An 18436-nucleotide genomic window follows, 5' to 3' on the forward strand; every position below is an offset into this window, starting at 1 on the left:
CGCGTCTGCCAATTCCGCCACGACCGCACAAAATATAAAAGAACCATGCAGTGCAGAACTAAATTATCATATACTAGCGCAAAGGGCAATACCTAATGTGAAAAGAAAAAGTGTACCGAGTCCCTATTAGGGATCATCGATACACTTTTAGAAGAACTATCGGATTATGAAGCTTGTTCAAGCATACGGTAGATAATGACTGCCGCTTGAGCGCGGTTAGCTATGCCCTTAGGTGCAAATTTACCACCCTCAACACCGTTAACAATTCCCATTTGGGTCAGTTGTGCTATAGCGTCCTGTGCGTAAGGAGCAATACTGGACTTGTCTGCAAACTTGCCCAGCGCTGCATTCTTATCAATCGGCTGTAGTTTATCCTTCAATGCATTAGCAATCATAATCGCCATCTCTTCACGAGTCACTTCACGACCCGGTTCAAATTTACCATTTCCAGAGCCTTTTACAAGTCCGGCTTTCACCGCAAGGGCGATAGAATCCGTGTACCAAACTCCTTGTTTAACATCGCTGAATGAACTGGTTGTTGCCGAACCCGTCAGATTCAATGCGCGAACCAGCATCGTAATAAACTCTGCTCTAGTCACTGTTTTGGTTGGCGCAAAAGTATTTGCATCCAATCCTTTTATAATGCCCTTAGCAGCCAATGCTTGAATAGCTTCTTGAGCCCAAGCTACCTTACCCAGATCTTTGAAGCTTGCTGCTGTAGCAGTAGTTGGCGCTGGTGTTGCTGTTGGTGCTGGTGTTGGCGCTGGTGTTGGCGCTGGTGTTGCTGTTGGTGCTGTTGTTGGCGCCGTTGTTGGTGCCGTTGTTGGTGCCGTTGTTGGTGCCGTTGTTGACGTTGGTGTTGGTGTTGGTGTTGCCGTTGGACTAGGTGTCGGCGTAGGATTAACTTCCTTCAAATTGTTAACAATCCGACCTTCAATAGCTGCTTTAATCTCTTTTCTATCAAATGTGTTCACAATATAATCGTAGAATACGTCCAAGTCAATAGGCCCAGCCAATGAGTCACTAGCTTCAGTCAGAACCTTGTAATTATCCCCACCTGCAGCCATAAAGTTGTTTACTACAGCTGTATACTTCTGCGTAGGATTAATTGCTTTTCCATCGGTTAATGTGAGACTCGCGATGCGATCAGCTACTGGAAGATACATGTCTGCTGTATATTTCAATCCCGAAATTTGCAGCGTTTTGATATCTGATGTTCCATCAGCTTTTACATTCCATTGCTGTTGCAACAACGTTTTAATTTGCGCTCCAGTCAGTGTCAGCTTCACAAGCGTGTTGCCGAATGGCTGAATTTTGGCAAGGTCTCCGAAGGTCACAGGACCCTTTGGAAGATCCGCACGAATACCACCTGGATTCATAAAGGCAAAATCAGCAGCCTTTGCACCATCACCGAAATCAGCAGTACGCATAGCGTCAGCAATCAGGTTACCAAGCGCAGCCTCATTGTTGTATGCATCAGTACGAGTGATAGTTCCGTCTGTTGTACCTACTGGTTGAGTAAGTTCAGGATGTTTCTCAAGGTAAGTATTAACCAGCGCTACACTTTCCGGATCCGGTGTTACACCGTCATGGAAGGTCGAGATTACTACAGCAGACATTTCCTTCACATCACCTGTTTTAGGATCAATGATCAGCTTGATATCTTCAAATGCAGTACCGTAAGAGTATGCTTGTACAATCAGTTTGCCGTTTACCATTCCATTTGCCAGAGCATGGTTATCACCAGCAACGATAACGTCAACAGGGGAGTTGGCAGGAAGCGCATTAGCTAGATCAGCTGCTTCACCTGTAGTTTTGCCATCTTTAGTTGTGGCAGGATCATGCGCAAGCACGATAATCGTTTCAACACCCTTAGATTGAAGCTCTTTAGCATATTTTTCAACAGCTGCCACTTCCTCCTCAGGAGTGAGGAAATATACGCCAGCTGTGCCGGAAGGCGAAACTTTGCCTGGTGTAGCCTTCGTTACAAGGCCAATAAAGCCGATTTTCACACCGCCCACTTCTTTAATTACATAAGGCTTAATAATCGGGTCGCCAGTTTTGGCATTCACCGCATTGGCATTCACATAGTCAAAATTCGTACCCTTGTGGGTAACATTGCTGTCTTTAGGGTCCACACCGCCATAAAGTTGCGTCATTAGTGCATCGACACCTTGGTCAAATTCATGGTTACCCAGGGAACCCACATCAAATCCCATCATGTTCATCCACTCAATCGTCGGTTCATCGCGTTCAAGCGAGGATACAGGAGCGGATGCACCTACGGAATCTCCATTGTGGAAGAGTAGAGCATTGTCATATTTAGCCCGTGTTTCCTTCAGATAAGTCGCAAGAATAGCAGCTGTTCCCACATTCTTGTTACTTACTGTAGAAACTGTATCCAGTTGACCGTGGAAATCATTGATTCCCAGAAGGTGAACTTCTACATCTTTAACTGGGAGAGCCAGTTTATAAATACTAAATCCCTTAATATCTTTTGCACCAGTGTCCTTAATGTTGGATGGCATAACCGCTGCTGCATCCGGTGACGATGTAAACGTAATATTCACTTCATCTGAAATAGGAGCCAAAGACCAGTTGCCATCTGCAGAAGGGTCTATAGTACCTACTTCTTTAATGTAGTCCATGAGGATCTGGCGATTCTCATCCTGAGAATCGACTACCATCTCTGAACCTTTCACACCTGGGAAGTTCCCACCACCACTTGCGCGGTAATTGTTAGTCACAACAATAAAATCTTGGTTCGGATCCAACGTTTTACCGTTATACGTAATTTGCTTCACACGACTCGATGATGCATCGTTAATTGTTCCGGTAGGGGTATATTTTGCAGGTTTAGTTACATCAATTGTGTATTTAATGCCATCAATGACATCGAAGTTATAAACCGCAAAATCTCCATTGAGCAAACTTTGTGAAGCTATGCTTTTCACATCGATGGTATTAAATGCGCCCGCACTCATTTCAACCCATTCCTTAACAACAGAGCCTTTGACTTTAATAGCTTTCAGCGTGTTGTCATACAGGTACAAGTCACTCGCACTGCGAATAGTCAGCGGACCTTTCTCAATACTCGTATACTCAGAAGGACCGTTGCGTCCAGCCTTGAAAGGAGCACCTACGCTGAGAATTGGAAGATTCTTATACTGTGGAAGGTTAGTATTAATATACTTCTCCACATACCACTTCTGGGCATTGGTAACAATTTGCACGGTTGGATCATCCTGAACCATTGCGAAATAGCTGTTCATCGGAGCGGTAGTAACGCCGAGCTCTTGACCTGTATAGTCAATAGTAGCTTGGTGGTCTGCTGCAACAGCAGCATCAACAGCAGCATCCGGTTTAGCATTGGCTATGGAGCGGGTCGAAGCTTTAGAGTTCTTTTTGTCGACTTTCCATTTGCCGCCTTCCTGCACCAGATTAAGATCAATCAGACCCAAGTAACCCCCACCATAACCTGCTTGTACAGCCGGAGTACTATTAATGTGGCCGTAAACATTATCAACAACGGATTGAGCGTTATTATATGGTAGTTTTGTTAATGGATCTTTAAAAGAAGCATCAAGCGTTGCATTGTCACCTGTTGGAAACACTTTGTGGGTGTGTGAGAAGGTAATCGCATCAATGCCTTCAACTTTGCTTAAAAGATTGATAGCATTTTCTGCATCAGTACCCGCAACTGCAGTTGCATCGAAGCCGGTATGTGCCATTGCTACGATTACATCGGCACCCTCACTCTCCATGATAGGAACAAATTCGGCTGCAGTTTCTGCAATGTCCTTGGCGATGACACGGCCTTCCAGATTAACCTTGTCCCATTCCATAATCTGAGGGGTTACAAGGCCAAGTACGCCGACCTTAATTTCCTGAGGTTGGTTATCGCTATCCATTATCGTCTTGTCGATAATTACATAAGGTTTAAAAGCATTTACGTCATTATCTGGATTACCATCTTTGTCATCAATATATATATTGGCATTTACATATGGGAAATCGGCACCGCTCAATGGATTATTATCATAGCCTTTAATAGTACGATTTAAGAATTCCAGTCCGTAATTAAATTCATGATTACCAAATGTGGCCACATCATATTGCATAATATTCATAGCCGCAATCATAGGGTGTAGCTTGGTCTCTGATTCCATCAGGTTACTTTCATTCGCAATATAGGTCCCCAGTGGAGTACCTTGAATCAGATCCCCGTTGTCGAGCAAAAGATTATTAACAGGATATTCGCTTCTAGCATAAGTAACCAACGTAGCCGTTCGATCGAGCCCTACTGTTGTAGAGGCTGCATTCTTAAAATAGTCCCAGCCGTAGACATTCGTGTGTACGTCCGTGGTGCTCATCAACCGTAGTTTGGCTGTGGTATCGGATGCGGCTTCGGCTTTGTCCGGACTCCAAACCGTACCCAAAACGACTCCACCTAGTACCTGTGCTGAAAGCACTGCAGTTGCTAGTACAGAAGCGAGAGGCTTGTTCCATCGTGTCTTCCATCCCATAAAGATTTATTCCCCCTAGTATTTTTACATAATTTCGGTGATATTATATCACACAAACATGACGAAAAAGTATAGGATTGTAAAATTAATATAAATTCGTGTCAAATATAATAACGTGTGAAGAAAGACCTAGGTCACATTGTGTTTTTATTAGATCAAGAGTCTCTAGACATACAAAAAACACACCTTATACAGATGCACCCTAAGAAAGCGCATACATAAGGTCTAAAAGCGTCGAATCTTTATCTGACAATAACTCTCTCAAGACCCACTCATGATGGCAGTAAACCCAAAGCAAATTGCCGTGATTAAAGACAAAGGTGTCATCACAAGTCTTTCTTTTTTACTCTTCGATAATATATTCATTACGGTATTGAGAATTAGATAGACTGTAAAGAAGTAACATACGCCTCTATCAAAAGGTAATCCAATAGAAATCACGTTTCCTGCCTGCAACAAGTACAAGATTGCAATCGATTGTATAACAACTGAGATCGCACACGCAATCCTCATCTGTGAGGGCATGATTCTATGTTTGCCACCCATTGCAAATTCACCATAAGGTAATCCTAAAGACAGTAATATGTAAAGAATCGCCGCTTCCGCAAAAGTAATACTCCCAATCCATGCAGATAACACCCTTCCACCCCCTTCACTAATTGTTATTCAAATCTTATAACCTCTCCTCATCAATTTTTGGACTTTATTTTCATATTAATGATGAACTCGCACAAGCAACACCGGAATATCTGAGTAATATATAATTAAATAGACCAATGAGGTGATCCACAAATGTCAAACAGAGCAAAAATTCGCAAGCGAGCTGAACAGCTCAAGGGTAGACCTGTGTGCGTTACGCTTCATGATGGACGTACGTATGTAGGATGGATAACTGGCCTCGATAAGGATGGATTGACCCTTTCCAAACCACGTAAAAATAAAAATAAAAACAAAAAATCAAAAAAACACACTTCTTCCCGCTCCCGGAAAGCGAACGTATCCGGACTCATGCCATTATTCGGCTCACTCTTCGGAATGGGAGGAGGGGCTGCTGGCGCTGCCGAGGGTGCAAGTTCAGGCGCTTCAGGATTCGGTGGAATTATGGGCTTCGTAGGGATGATCCAAAGAACAATGCCGGTTGTGAAAATGGGCTACAATATGATTAGATCTATTTCCCCATTCTTGAATGGGCTGAAGGGTTTAATGGGATAGTCAAAAGACACCCCGCAAGGTGTCTTTTTATTTTTCCTCATGAACTTATCAGTTTCTTCAAAAGTATCCCCGCAGATCTTACCCGTGAGCGCTTTAGATGCTCCTGTACGTAGCGATAGTCCGTCAATTCAACACTAGCATCACGAATCGCATAGGTAAAATCATCATCAAAGGGTAGACGGTATTCCCAGACTCGCTTCTCCCAATGTGGTATATTTGCAAGCATCCATGGATCGTCGATTCCGGGATGAATATAGGTTTCACTAACACCATCAGGTAGCGAATATAGCTTATCAATAATAGATTTTTTGAAACGATCGTACGTCTCACCCTCCTCTACACCAAAAGGATGCGACAACAAGTAATCAGGAATCGGAACTCCAAGTGTATCGGCCAGCCCGGATCCAAGTGCAACAGGACGTTCAATATTTTTCAGCGATCCTAACAGAGGATCCTCAGGATGGATGTATCGAAAGAACCGTGATGGCAATCCCCAGCGCGAAATTCTCCACAACGTCTGCGGAAGCAAGCTGCGTCCCGTTTCCATGCCATATAAACTTCCCATATGGTTGTCTACATGACTAATCACGATGCCGGATTGTTTCACTCTCTCATACTGCGCAACAATCTCCTTTAGCACAGCTTTTGTCTGCGCCCCCTGTTCAAACTCTTTTACCGTCTTATATTGATACCCGCCATCGTCATGTAGTGAAGAGTCCCCCGTCAGGCTGCTCCAGCGTAAAGCCTCAAACTCACTAGTCATTGTCAAATGAAGGCCCACATTTCGTTGTTGCCTACGGCTACACCATCTAGCTGCCTCCTCGAATCCAGGGGCCACCGCCATTATCGTCGCTGAAGATACTTTTCCTTCTTCTAACAGATGCATAATCGCCTGATTCATGGCAGGGCTTTGCCCAAAATCATCACAATTGATGATTAATCTTTTGCTCATAGTCAGCATCACCTCTCAATTGCCCCGTAAATGTGAATTTAATCGTAAAAGATATGACAACAGATATGGCTAGCAGACATAACGGCACCACGCTTATTAAATACCGGAACGTTGCTTCTGGATCAGACCCTGGATCATCGCCACCCTTGTAACCAAAGATCATCCCTACAATGAAAAAAGCCAGCGCCGAGATTAATCCGCTCGAACGAGTGATAAATCCGCTTACCGCGGTATAGATGCCTTCTCTTCTCAGACCTGTCTTCTCCGCATCCTCATCAATAATTTTGCCACCTACGATTGCCGGGGTTACTAGAAATCCTGCTAGTCCGAAACCGACAACAATACCAGCGGCTACACCACTTACAAGATCATAACCGAACCATAGCGGAATGACAGATAAAGCATATAGGATAAGCGATAGCCGCCATGCCTTGACCCCATCCATCTTACGAATAATCCAATACCACACGAACACTAATGGAATAACCGAGACAAAGACAGCTGCGAGCATAATAGACACCTGTGTTTCTGAAATATGTAGAACATATTTTGCATAAAAGGGAATCATCGAGCTTACAAGTCCATTCACCGTTTGGGCAAAAGAGTTCGAAATATTAAACACCCAGAACTTCTTATTCCGAATCGTCTCCCGAAACGCCGGAATGAGCTTCAATGGTTCGGTCTTAGTAGTCTCTTTCTTCTCTTGAACGTTCATCATGCATAAGAACATAAACACGCCGAAGACACAGGCATACACAATAGCCATATTAGAGAAGTTAATCGCTGCGAAAAGGATTGGCGTTAGAGCCGTACCGATTAACAGAGCGACCACTTGATACCCTTGCTGAATCGCCGAGGCTTTTGCCCGAATACGATCTCCACGGAAGAGCTCCGGAAGCAGCGCGCCATAGTTCACCCACAAGACCGTAGCCACAGCCTCATAGAAAATAAGCGTCACTAGAAACCAAGTGAAGAGTCCATTCTCGGATAAACCGCCGGGGGGAGAGAACACCAGCACAAACGCCAGCATAAACAAAGGGATCGATCCGAACACCCAGGGTCTACGCCGACCATAGCGGGTATTTGTCCGGTCTGACCAATATCCAAACAACGGATTATTCACCGCATCCCAGATCAGAAAGATTGTTCTGGCCAGTGTAGCAAGTCCAATGCCCAAGCCCAATTTCTCCACATAAAAATAACTGTAAAAAGAACTAAAAGCCTGACTGGGAACCATCATCGCGAACATTCCAAAAGCAAAGGTGTACGGCGAGTTCATCCATTTATGCTTCACTCACATACCTCCATATAGTAAATCATCTAGTTGTAATATATTACCACATATACTGGAAGTTTAGTGACAAATTTGCTCCAATCTAATGCGTCTCCTCATCATAAATGGAGGGATAACCGCGCATGTTTACACAGATCAAAAAAAAGTGCTCAGTAGTATAAACTACCAAGCACTTTGCTTCTGCCACTATAAAACGTCTTTCAGCTTATTCCGACTCTGAATATCCAAAGTGGAATAATCACGAATTTCGCATCTTTTTCCATTGACGTCAGTCAGAATGATGCGGTTAAGACTCGGGTATTGCATATGCTCATGCAGGTTACGCATAACGATACGAGTCTGCCCCAGATTCGTTTGCAGCTCCCAAATCCACATATCTGCCTTCTGTTTGATGGAATCAATTCGGGTCACAACGGGAAGAAAGTAGCGCAGCTGCAATTCTTTGTCCACTTCCCCCCGACTTTCCTCATCCAGCTGATCAATGTCACGAATGACACCAATCTCCTCACTCTTAGAATTCCTCACAGAAATATACTGGGTGTTGTATTGAAAAGGAAATATACGAAAAAGGACTAGCTCTTCATAAACCTTACCTTCTACTACCCCTTGAAATACCCCACCTTGACTACGGTTAAAGGAAATCAGACCCGGTTCAAAAATGTTAATTTCATAGGGATCTTTATCTTGAGCTTTCAATTCATCACTGACACTGATTGGATCACTCATGCACTTCTACCCCCTTGATCTGGGACATTTCTTTCTGTGCCTCGACCAGTTTGAAGTAAGCCCCTTCTACTGCTAGCAATTCTTCATGCGTACCCACCTCAATAATCTTACCGCGTTCCAGCACGACGAGCCGATTGGCATTTCTTAAAGTGGACAATCGATGAGCAATGGCGAATGTCGTTCTACCTTTGACCAGACGCGAGATGGCTTCTTGGATTTGCCGCTCAGTCACTGTATCCACAGAAGCCGTTGCTTCGTCCAGAATTAGAATCCGCGGATTGTGAATTATTGCTCGGGCAATAGACACTCGCTGCTTCTCCCCTCCGGATAACTTATGCCCACGTTCTCCTACCCTTGTGTCATAGCCATCAGGTAGCTGAACGATGAAGTCATGTGCATTGGCAATTTTAGCAGCACGCATAATTTCTAGCTCTGTAGCATCCGGTTTAGAATAAGCGATATTCTCAGCAATCGTGCCGTCGAACAGGAATGTCTCCTGCAGCACTACACCGATCTGACTCCGAAGGTCAGACTGGCTAATATTTCGGATATCCACTCCGTCGATGGTGATGGTGCCCTCATCTGTGTCATAGAATCGGCAAATCATATTGATGAAGGTCGACTTCCCAGCACCTGAATGTCCGACCAGACCAATCATCTCTCCTGCGCCTACTTTTAAATCCACGTTCTTGAGCACAGGGTGATGCTTTTCGTATCCATAAGTGACCTGTTTAAACTCTACCTCACCATTAACACGACCAATATCAGCTGGGTTCGTCGTATCAGGCACATCCGATGGTGTATCCATAATTTCAAAGACCCGATCTGCTGCTGAAATCGCATGGCTGGCCCAATTGATCATTTGACTTACCCACTGCAAAGGTCCGAGGAGCATCCCCAGGTAAGTAACCAAAGCGATTAGCGTACCAATAGATAATTGTCCGTCAAGCACCGTTCTGCCGCCATAATACCAAATTAAAAGCGTACCAACGCCAGCAACTAACGCAAAAGCGGGAAACATTCCCTGCCACAAGCCTTCAATCCGGATATTGTGCCGCACCAATTCCTTATTAGCGACAGTATAACGGGACATTTCCGTAGTTTCCTGACCAAATGCTTTAACCACACGAATTCCCTGCAAAGAATCGCCTACCAAAGCGTTTAGTCTAAAAATAGATCTCCACTGCTGGTACCACCGTCTGCCAATCATCGGCCATAACACAGTCGATAGAACGACCATAAGCGGCATAGGCAGCATGGCTAGCAGCGTTAGCTTCCAATCCATACTAAACATAATCGCGAAGATTGCGATCACCCTTAATGATTCACCCGAGACCCATATTACGCCATCTGTCATGAATTGCCGCATCGCCTCAGAGTCATTATTTACCCGTCCAATGAATTGCGAAGACTGTCTTCGATCGAAGAAAGATAGCGACAATTTCATCAAGGAATGATACACATCATGACGCAGATCACCCATAATTTTCGAGCCAATCCATACCCCGATAAGTCCACGTACAGTCTGCATTAGAGTAACCATCAGAGAGGTGGCAGCAAGCCCAATTACAATCCATAGTAACGTTGAACCCATGTCCTTTTTTGTTAGCACGTTATCTACAATCATTTTCGTCAAAAAAGGTGGAACAAGCTCTATCAATGTAGTGAAAATCAGCATAATTGCTGCTGCGATCATTTGGATTTTATACGGCTTCGCGTAACCTAACATCCGAAAGAGAACCTTACCGTTACTTTTACACACCGGACAGGTCTGAGAATCGTCTGGTAGCGGATTGCGGCATTTCGGACAATGTCTTGGAAATTCTTTTTCAGAAGCCGTTGGCCGCTCCTCTCCTTTAGCTACAGCAGCAATTAATTTAGACGCATATCCAAATATAGAGGTAAGCGATGCGGTATAACGTATAAGAATGTTTGGGCCCTCTTTAGTATCGACAAGTAACGAACCGCCGCCTACCCCACCTACTACTCGAGCATCGGTTATACTCGAAACAAAAAACTTCGAAACCATTCTTCCGTCCGTTCCCCAAACGGACACTTCCTTCTCTGTCAATACAAGCCATTGCTCACCGAATTGTCCATCTTTCATTAAATCAGATCCAAAGTGGAATAACGGTTGTTCCGTTAGCTGCATTTCTATAGACTTGGGAAGTTTATCAATATATGGCATTCTTTTTCTCCCCTTTCTTTACCCACCTATTTACTCACATATATTTACAGCGGTAAAGATGAAAGAATGACTATAATTATTTTGTATAGTTACTTGAACAACCCAAAAAAGACACCCTTAAGGGTGTCCTTTTCATTATTTTCTATGATACTGGCTATGTCTTAAAAACAAATCCCGATGGATTCATTTTTATGTATAACAGGTCAACAAATGCTCCTGCGCTAATTTCATATCTTATTAATTAACCAAATAGATCGGATTCTAGAAATCTGTTCGTTATTTTCGACGGCGAATGTTCATGCGATTATACATCACTAAACCGGCGATGACCATGCCCAGCGTACCTATACTACTCGCTACTTCAGTCTGCATACCAAACAAAATACATACGTTAGTCACCAGGCTTCTCGTAAGCAACGCGACAATAATTAGCATGATCGGACGCCAAAAGTTATATCTTCTCATTTCAGTAACACTCCTAACCCATTTTTCTTAAGCGCTTAACCTAATTTATCTATATGTATTATAGCATAAGTAAGTAACCGCATACATTTTACGTAATGCTAATAGCCGAAAAGGACATTATCTTCAAAGTATCTCCGAAGGAGATTGCCGAAGAGCGTATGTAAATTCATACATTTCGATCTAGTTAGAGCATAAATCAGTAACTAACATTCGTTTTCGTTCGACTTTTGGTGTAGACTTATCAGTTTTTACGGATTATAATAACAAACATACATCAAAAGACGAACATTAAGGCGGATAATATGAATAAATATATGCAAATATTCCTAGGGACTTCATTTTCAAGTAAATCACCTAAGGAAATTCAAATTTTAAAAGATCACCTCTTCTGTATAAATAGAGATGGAATGATAGAAAGGATCGTTTCTCCAGAAGCGCCGGACTATCAACCATTACTAGATACTTACCAAGACCAAGGCAACTTCCATCGATTAGGGGACGGTCAGTTTTTCTTGCCCGGCTTTATCGACTTGCATGTTCACGCGCCCCAATGGGCTCAATCTGGAACGGCATTAGATATTCCACTCTATGACTGGTTAAATACTTACACCTTCCCATTGGAATCTAAATTTTCGGACCTGGATTTTGCAAAAAAGGTCTACGATGATGTGGTTGACACTTTACTCGCGAACGGAACGACTACAGCTCTTTATTTTGCAACGGTGCATAAAGAAGCCAGTTTACTGTTAGCCCAAATCTGTGCGGATAAAGGGCAACGCGGACTCGTTGGAAAAGTGGTAATGGATGATCCACAAGGAAATCCAGAAAGCTATCGGGATGCTGACACCCAAACGGCACTAAAAGATACGGAAGAATTTATTTTAGCTGTAAAAGAACTAGCCAAATCGACTAAGCAAGGCGTTTACCCTGTAGTGACACCTAGGTTCATTCCAAGCTGTACAGATAAGGCATTGCAAGGTTTAGGTGAATTAGCCGCTAAATACGATACTTATATTCAATCGCACTGTAGTGAAAGTGATTGGGCGCACGGTTATGTAAAAGAACGATTCCAGAAAAACGATGCTTTTGCCTTGCATGATTTCGGTCTGCTCAGTGATAAATCAGTCATGGCACATTGCAATTTTTTGGATGAGGATGATGTGGATTTATTTGCGGAGACAGGAACGGCTATTGCACATTGTCCGATCTCGAACGCTTATTTTGCCAATAGTGTCATTCCGATCGCACATTTCCATTCCAAGGGTGTGGAGATTGGTTTGGGGTCTGATATTTCCGGAGGTTTCTCACCTAGTCTATTCGATAACATAAGACAAGCTGTAATGTCTTCAAGAATGCTTGAGGATGGCGTTAATCCCTCCCTTCCTGCACAAGAGCGTGGATTACTAGGATCACGAATTACGATTGATGAATCCTTCTATCTTGCTACTGCTGGTGGCGGAGAAAGCTTAAGTTTACCTATCGGCCGGATATTAGAAGGCTATACGTGGGATGTTCAAATCATCGATACAAAAGTACCATCGGCTAGACTGCCTCTCTTTGATGGGAATGAAGATTTATACGACGTGTTTCAAAAAATGATGTATCTAGCTCGACCTGAGAATATCCGCGAGGTCTGGGTACAGGGTGAAAAGGTTTATTCACGTTAAGGACCGAAAAAACTAGAAAAGTTAAGGTGGGCATCTGAGTGGAAACACAAGCAAACGTACAAGATCAAGCACCATTAAAGTCACAACTATTAACCGTTCTACCCGATGAAAAAGTTTCATTCAGTAAATCCATCATCTTAGGCTTTCAACATGTATTGGCCATGGACGTTTATGTGGTTCCGTTCCTGATTGCAATGTTAATCGGCTTACAGCCGAATCAGTCAAGCGCGTTAATTCAATCTACCTTTATTGCTGCTGGACTTGCAACGATTGTTCAGACTTATTTCTGTATGAAGCTTCCTATCGCTCAAGGTCCTTCCTATGTTCCGCTTGGTGCGATCGTCAGTATTTATGCCGCTAGTGGCGGCGGGGAGCTGGGCTGGAGTTCCGTGTTAGGTGCCAGCTTAATCGGTGCGATTCTAGTTATTATTTTAGGCTATGTCGGGATCTTTAATAAAATCGTTAAGAACTTTATCCCACCCATTGTAGGTGGTACGATCATATTCATAGTTGGTCTTTCTTTATTACCTGTTGCTATAAGAGACAATATCTATGGAGCTTCAGGCGCTTCAATCAATCAGAACGTTTTGTTAGCCCTTATTTCAGCGGGCACACTCCTTTTATTCGTGATTCTCGGTTCTATGTTCCGTAATAAAGGATCGATCTTCCGAATTATTTCCGTCATGATGGCATTAGTAGTTGGATGTATCTCTGCTAACTTGATGGGTGTGTTAGATTTCTCAGCGATTAGCAAAGCGAACTGGTTTAGCATGCCGCGTATCGCTTTTGTAGATTTCGGATTCTCGTTCAACTTTTCGGCTATTATCACCATGGTTATTATTTATCTCGTACTGCTAGCGGAAACAACAGGTACCTGGTTTGCTGTCAGCAACGTAATCAATAAACCTTTAACAGACGAACATATTAATAAAGGGGTTATCGGTGAGGGGATTGGCTGTCTTATTGCTTCTGCACTCGGTTCAACACCTGTTACAGGCTATTCTACCAATGCGGGGATTATCTCCATCACAGGTGTTGCCTCCCGCCGGGTTTTCCTCGCTGTTGGAGGATGGTTTGTCCTCTTCGGTTGTTCTGGTAAATTAGCTGCTCTGATTTCTTCCATTCCATCCGCTGTAATCGGCGGCGTCTTCGCTATCGTCTGCGGGATCATTGCAATTAATGGTGTGCAGGTGATGAAGAACGTAACGATTGGCGAGAAAGAAATGTACATTATCGCAATACCGATGATTATCACGTTAGCTTTGGTGCTCATTCCTGGCGACTACTTGCATTCCTTACCTTCATTCGTGCAATATTTATTGGGCTCACCTATACTAGCGGCTTCATTAGCAGCGATCGTACTGAATAAACTACTGCCAAGTGGCAAATAGAACGTAAAAATGCTAGATCATAAAACGGACATCCAATGATGTCCGTTTTTTTTCTTATTTTCTCAGCTTATTGGGTAATGGAATATGCCTAATTGACTCAATGGGATGATATAGTAACATCCATGGACCTGAAAAACGCATAACCCCTTTTATTCTTTGACGATACTCCGGTTTATAACAATGAATAGGGCATTTAGCACAAGCCGTTTTCACTTCCCCGAACTTACAATAAGCTAACCTCTTCAGAGCATAATCGTTTAGATCCTGACATTCGTTGCAAAGCCCCTTATGATGATGTTTTTTCTTACAATATATACGAATCATTTTCGTGACAATATCTTGTTCTTTTTGAATTTTAGGACCTTCGTTTAATTGTCGGGTTACCTTTATTGTCATTTATGAGCCTCCTTGTAACTTGTACAATAAGATCTCATCTAATTATAGAGGAAAAGCAGTCCTTCTTTTTTTACATTTCTAAGGATTTTTATCATACTACACACCCAAGGCGTTATTTCGTTATACTCATAATATTTTTAGAAAGGCTGTAACGTTTATAGCTTTTTACGGATATATAACCTGAGGAGGTGAACGAATGCAGGACAACGAGGAATTATACAGGGAATATTCAACCCAAGTATATAAATTCGTATTTAGTTTTTGTCATAATCATTTACTGGCAGAAGAAATCACCCAAGAAACTTTTTATAGAGCTGTAAAGTCCATACACAAATATGATGGAACCTGCAAAGTATATGTATGGCTTTGTCAGATTGCTAAGCATGTATGGTATCAGGAGCTGGACAAGCAACATAAAAGGAAGTCTTATGAACTAGATGATCCTCCTGTTTCTAGCGCAAATTCAACTGAATCTCAATTCATTCTTGCACAAGACAAAATGGAATTGTTTAAACAGCTTCATTTACTTGATCCCAATACCAAGGAAGTACTGTATCTGCGTTTGACTGGGGAATTCAGCTTTCGGGAAATTGGCGAGATTCTTGGAAGAGATGAGACCTGGGCGAGAGTTACCTTTTACCGTGGAAAACAAAAACTGATGAAAGGAAGATCTACATGAAATGCGAAATCATTCAGGATTTATTACCTTCCTATATTGAAAAGCTCACCTCTTTACATAGTAACGAAGAGATTGAAAAACATCTGCAATCCTGTGAAAAATGCCTTCAATCTTATAATGAAATGACCGCAACAGCAAATCTAAGTCTGCCTATTGTTGATCAAGAGGAGGTTAAGAAACTTAATTATTTTAAAAAGGTAAAAACAAAAAATATAAAGACGCTCGTCTTTTCCCTCTTAACAGTGATCATACTGGCTACAGCCCTTGTTGGACTTTTCGTTATTGGTTTCCCTGTATCCACTAAAGATGTGGCCATTGATTATCAGAAGACAAAAACTCGTCTGGAGGTTCACCTAACTTTGGAAAACGGCAAGGACTTGGTGTTCTCAGGGAAAACTACATTTATCCGTGATGAGAATAATAATGTGATTGGTTCCGAAACTAGGTATAAGCCTAGAGGTTTGCTTCATAACCCCTTTGATAATGTTGGAACAGAGGTGATGTTGGGGACGGAGATTCATAGCGATCTGGATTTTTCGAATACATTTATCCTTGAATTTAAAGACAAAACTATGACGTTCATTAATGGTATTTTGGTGGAATAGACATTGCCGTTAAATTCGAAAAAAGACACCTATTTAGGTGTCTTTGCTGATAATCCATATGGAATCATATTGGAAGATATAGTGTTTAAGAGGAACGAAGGGCTTGCCTTCTCATCCACATCGTTGCAACCCATTTTTCACCTTTGATCACTGGTGTACCTGCATGCAGGGTAGACTCATTTAATTCATGATTATCATAAAAATATTCGAAGTAGACCGCCATACCTTTGTTAGGACTTACGGATAAATTAAGCATAGGGAACGCTGTTTCTCCGCCTTCCTCCACATCATTTAAATACATCACTAGCGTACTAATTCGATTATTGCTACTTGCTCGACTCGTTTCTGCGAAGAAATCATAATGGGGTAGATACTCTTGGCCAGGGATATACAGCAGGACTTGCAAGCCATCACCATGCTCGACAGGAATATTCATAATTTGAGAGAAACGTTTCTCGATTCTAGTAACCGTCTCATTCTCCTCACAGAACACACCACTGCTCGTTCTAATTGGATTGACCACATGGTCTTCGCCTATTTTTGAACGTTGCAATCGTTCCCTAGAATATTCAATTAGCTCATGGCATTCCTCATCGCTAAGCACATTTCCTAGTAAGACAACTAGTGGCTCCTCATACTTGGCAATAATTCGAATCTCTCGATCTTCTGTCTTGATCGTATTTCCAGCATGATCAAATATCGTCTGTTCTTTGTCTGTACTATTCCCTATCATCCTTATGCAGCTCCTAGGTTATAACATCCATCACAAAAAAACATACCATAAAATGGTTTTATTTGCTTGATTACTTCGTGACATCCAGTATCCAGCTTTATAATGTTTTTCTTTGATCCGTAGATGGCATAACCTCTTAAATCTCCATTCCTTTTTTATTCTTCCTCGACCCGGAAGCACCCGTACCAAACTGATAACGGTACAGCACAACTACAGCAATAGTCACCAGGGACATAACGAGAAAAATATTACTATACACATGGGCAGTAACATTAGTATTCAGAGGATTGAACTGCACAGCGGCACTGCCCTTGTCTAGCATTTTCCCAACCACGCTCATAGCCATCGCGCCAGAAATGAAATTGATCATGGAGAGTAATCCCATGCCAACTCCTGTCTCCTCTTTTGGCAGCGTCCGCGAAATCGTATTGGACATTGAGATTTGCATGAAGGTCTGACCTACGTTTCCTAATATTAAAATAATGGCAATAAAATATGCCGATACCCCAATAAAAGTAGATAGTAGGGAGAACGCTAGAAATAACAATACCGAAGCCACGAACACAAGTGCCAAATTGCCGCGATCATCAGCCAATCTGCCACCCTTACGTCCCATGATCGCTGAAGCAATTGCTGCTGGCACTAACACAAAACCAATGGTCGAAGGAGTCAAGCCATTCACTGCCGCTAGAAATTGTGGGGTCATGAACGTCATACTAAAGCTCATCGCTGTCGTTGTAAAAGCAAGCAGCAACCCGATCGAATAGGTTTTGTTACGGAACAATACTGGTTTAATAAAAGGCTCCACAGCTTTCCGAATCCGAATGATGAATAAGGCCAGCAAAACAAGCCCTCCAAGGAACAACCACACTTGCATCTGAGTGATGGCAAGTAAGAGGATTGCGACTGCTGCAGCTAATAACCCGCCGCCAAGAACATCAATACTTCCTGTCTTCCCTTTCACATTATCTAAATACTTCCGAAAAAAAGGGAGTGTCAGTAGCGGAAGTAAGGAAAGAACAAACATAAGCCTCCAGCTTCCAAAGCTGGTGATGAGGCCTGCAGCGACCGGTCCCAAAGCATTACCAAGCGCTAACCCAACCGCAGAAGTTCCAAGTGCCCGCCCCCTCTTCTCGGGAACAAAATAACGAATTGGAATGATCATTGCTGTTGCAGGAAGAACGGAAGCACCGGCAGCTTGAATTACACGGCCCAGAATAATAATCCAAAACTCACTAGCAAGCAGACCTATTAATGAACCGAGAGCGAAGATAAGCAGTCCATACGTTAATAAATCCTTCAACCGATATTTATCTGCTAATTTCCCCATGACGATGGAACCTACCGCGTATACCACCATATAACTAGTCATCATCCAACTAACCTGAGAAGGAACAAGATTGAACTCTTTGCCGATCTCAGGAAGAGCTACATTGAACATCGTACCGTTCATAACTGAGAATATTAAGGTAACTACAAGTATTTTTAGCAGCTTATCTGCATTTTCTGTGGATGTATCTGACATAATGTAAACCTCTTTTCTGATTCAGAATGAATTATAAGTAAAAAGATAAATAGTGAGTATCCTCAGTATTATATAAT

General features: G+C 42.6%; 15 protein-coding genes. 5 read left to right on the forward strand and 10 right to left on the reverse strand.

All coding sequences use genetic code 11. The features are described from left to right. Nucleotides 1-164 precede the first annotated feature (164 nt). Together CA600_RS28190 and CA600_RS28195 are read right to left on the reverse strand one after the other, a co-directional pair. Nucleotides 165-4526 (reverse strand): bifunctional 2',3'-cyclic-nucleotide 2'-phosphodiesterase/3'-nucleotidase, encoded by a 4362-nt coding sequence (locus CA600_RS28190; protein WP_094874435.1) that lies wholly within the window; start codon nt 4524-4526, stop codon nt 165-167. Between the two features lie 261 nt (nt 4527-4787). After that, complete coding sequence (locus CA600_RS28195) at nt 4788-5165, reverse strand: hypothetical protein (protein ID WP_094874436.1); 378 nt, start codon at nt 5163-5165, stop codon at nt 4788-4790. Between the two features lie 153 nt (nt 5166-5318). On the opposite strand from CA600_RS28195, the gene CA600_RS28200 reads away from it, so the two are divergent. Continuing rightward, on the forward strand, nt 5319-5738 hold the full coding sequence (locus tag CA600_RS28200; protein ID WP_094874437.1) for a hypothetical protein: 420 nt from the start codon (nt 5319-5321) through the stop codon (nt 5736-5738). Nucleotides 5739-5775: 37 nt separating this feature from the next. Here the strand turns inward: CA600_RS28200 and CA600_RS28205 are convergent, their stop codons facing one another. From CA600_RS28205 to CA600_RS28225, 5 genes are all read right to left on the reverse strand, one after another. Next, nucleotides 5776-6690, reverse strand: a complete 915-nt coding sequence (locus CA600_RS28205) for a polysaccharide deacetylase family protein (protein ID WP_094874438.1) — start codon at nt 6688-6690, stop codon at nt 5776-5778. Then, nucleotides 6662-7984 (reverse strand): MFS transporter, encoded by a 1323-nt coding sequence (locus tag CA600_RS28210; RefSeq protein ID WP_094874439.1) that lies wholly within the window; start codon nt 7982-7984, stop codon nt 6662-6664. Before CA600_RS28210 ends, CA600_RS28205 begins: the two co-directional genes overlap by 29 nt. 186 nt (nt 7985-8170) lie before the next feature. After that, a complete protein-coding gene (locus CA600_RS28215; RefSeq protein ID WP_094874440.1) occupies nt 8171-8710 on the reverse strand; it encodes a DUF1854 domain-containing protein in 540 nt (179 codons plus the stop codon). Beyond that, nucleotides 8703-10898 carry an ABC transporter ATP-binding protein gene (locus CA600_RS28220; protein WP_094874441.1) on the reverse strand — a complete coding sequence of 732 codons (2196 nt, stop codon included), beginning with the start codon at nt 10896-10898 and terminating at the stop codon, nt 8703-8705. Before CA600_RS28220 ends, CA600_RS28215 begins: the two co-directional genes overlap by 8 nt. Nucleotides 10899-11174: 276 nt before the next feature. Next, nucleotides 11175-11363, reverse strand: coding sequence for a hypothetical protein (locus CA600_RS28225; protein WP_042184077.1), 189 nt, complete (start codon nt 11361-11363; stop codon nt 11175-11177). A 302-nt stretch (nt 11364-11665) separates the two neighbouring features. Between CA600_RS28225 and guaD the strand changes: the two genes are divergently transcribed. Further along, nucleotides 11666-13030, forward strand: a complete 1365-nt coding sequence (guaD, locus tag CA600_RS28230; protein ID WP_094874442.1) for a guanine deaminase — start codon at nt 11666-11668, stop codon at nt 13028-13030. A 38-nt stretch (nt 13031-13068) separates the two neighbouring features. Continuing rightward, nucleotides 13069-14421, forward strand: a complete 1353-nt coding sequence (locus tag CA600_RS28235; protein WP_094874443.1) for a uracil-xanthine permease family protein — start codon at nt 13069-13071, stop codon at nt 14419-14421. Between the two features lie 54 nt (nt 14422-14475). On the opposite strand, the gene CA600_RS28240 is transcribed toward CA600_RS28235, so the two are convergent. Continuing rightward, a complete protein-coding gene (locus tag CA600_RS28240) occupies nt 14476-14817 on the reverse strand; it encodes a nitrous oxide-stimulated promoter family protein (protein WP_094874444.1) in 342 nt (113 codons plus the stop codon). A gap of 196 nt (nt 14818-15013) precedes the next feature. Here CA600_RS28240 and CA600_RS28245 point away from each other — a divergent pair, with 196 nt between their 5' ends. Together CA600_RS28245 and CA600_RS28250 are read left to right on the forward strand one after the other, a co-directional pair. Beyond that, entirely contained in the window at nt 15014-15496 is a 483-nt protein-coding gene (locus tag CA600_RS28245) for an RNA polymerase sigma factor (RefSeq protein WP_094874445.1), read from the forward strand. After that, nucleotides 15493-16101, forward strand: coding sequence for a zf-HC2 domain-containing protein (locus CA600_RS28250; protein ID WP_094874446.1), 609 nt, complete (start codon nt 15493-15495; stop codon nt 16099-16101). The genes CA600_RS28245 and CA600_RS28250 overlap by 4 nt, the downstream gene beginning before the upstream one ends. Nucleotides 16102-16186: 85 nt before the next feature. On the opposite strand, the gene CA600_RS28255 is transcribed toward CA600_RS28250, so the two are convergent. After that, complete coding sequence (locus CA600_RS28255) at nt 16187-16834, reverse strand: 2OG-Fe(II) oxygenase (protein ID WP_094874447.1); 648 nt, start codon at nt 16832-16834, stop codon at nt 16187-16189. Between the two features lie 136 nt (nt 16835-16970). Further along, the gene (locus CA600_RS28260; RefSeq protein WP_094874448.1) at nt 16971-18359 is read right to left on the reverse strand and encodes an MFS transporter; all 1389 of its coding nucleotides are present in this window, start codon (nt 18357-18359) and stop codon (nt 16971-16973) included. Nucleotides 18360-18436: the final 77 nt, after the last annotated feature.

The sequence above is a fragment of the Paenibacillus sp. VTT E-133280 genome (assembly GCF_002264385.1).
In the GTDB taxonomy this organism is placed as follows: Bacteria; Bacillota; Bacilli; order Paenibacillales; family Paenibacillaceae; genus Paenibacillus_AQ; species Paenibacillus_AQ nitricinens.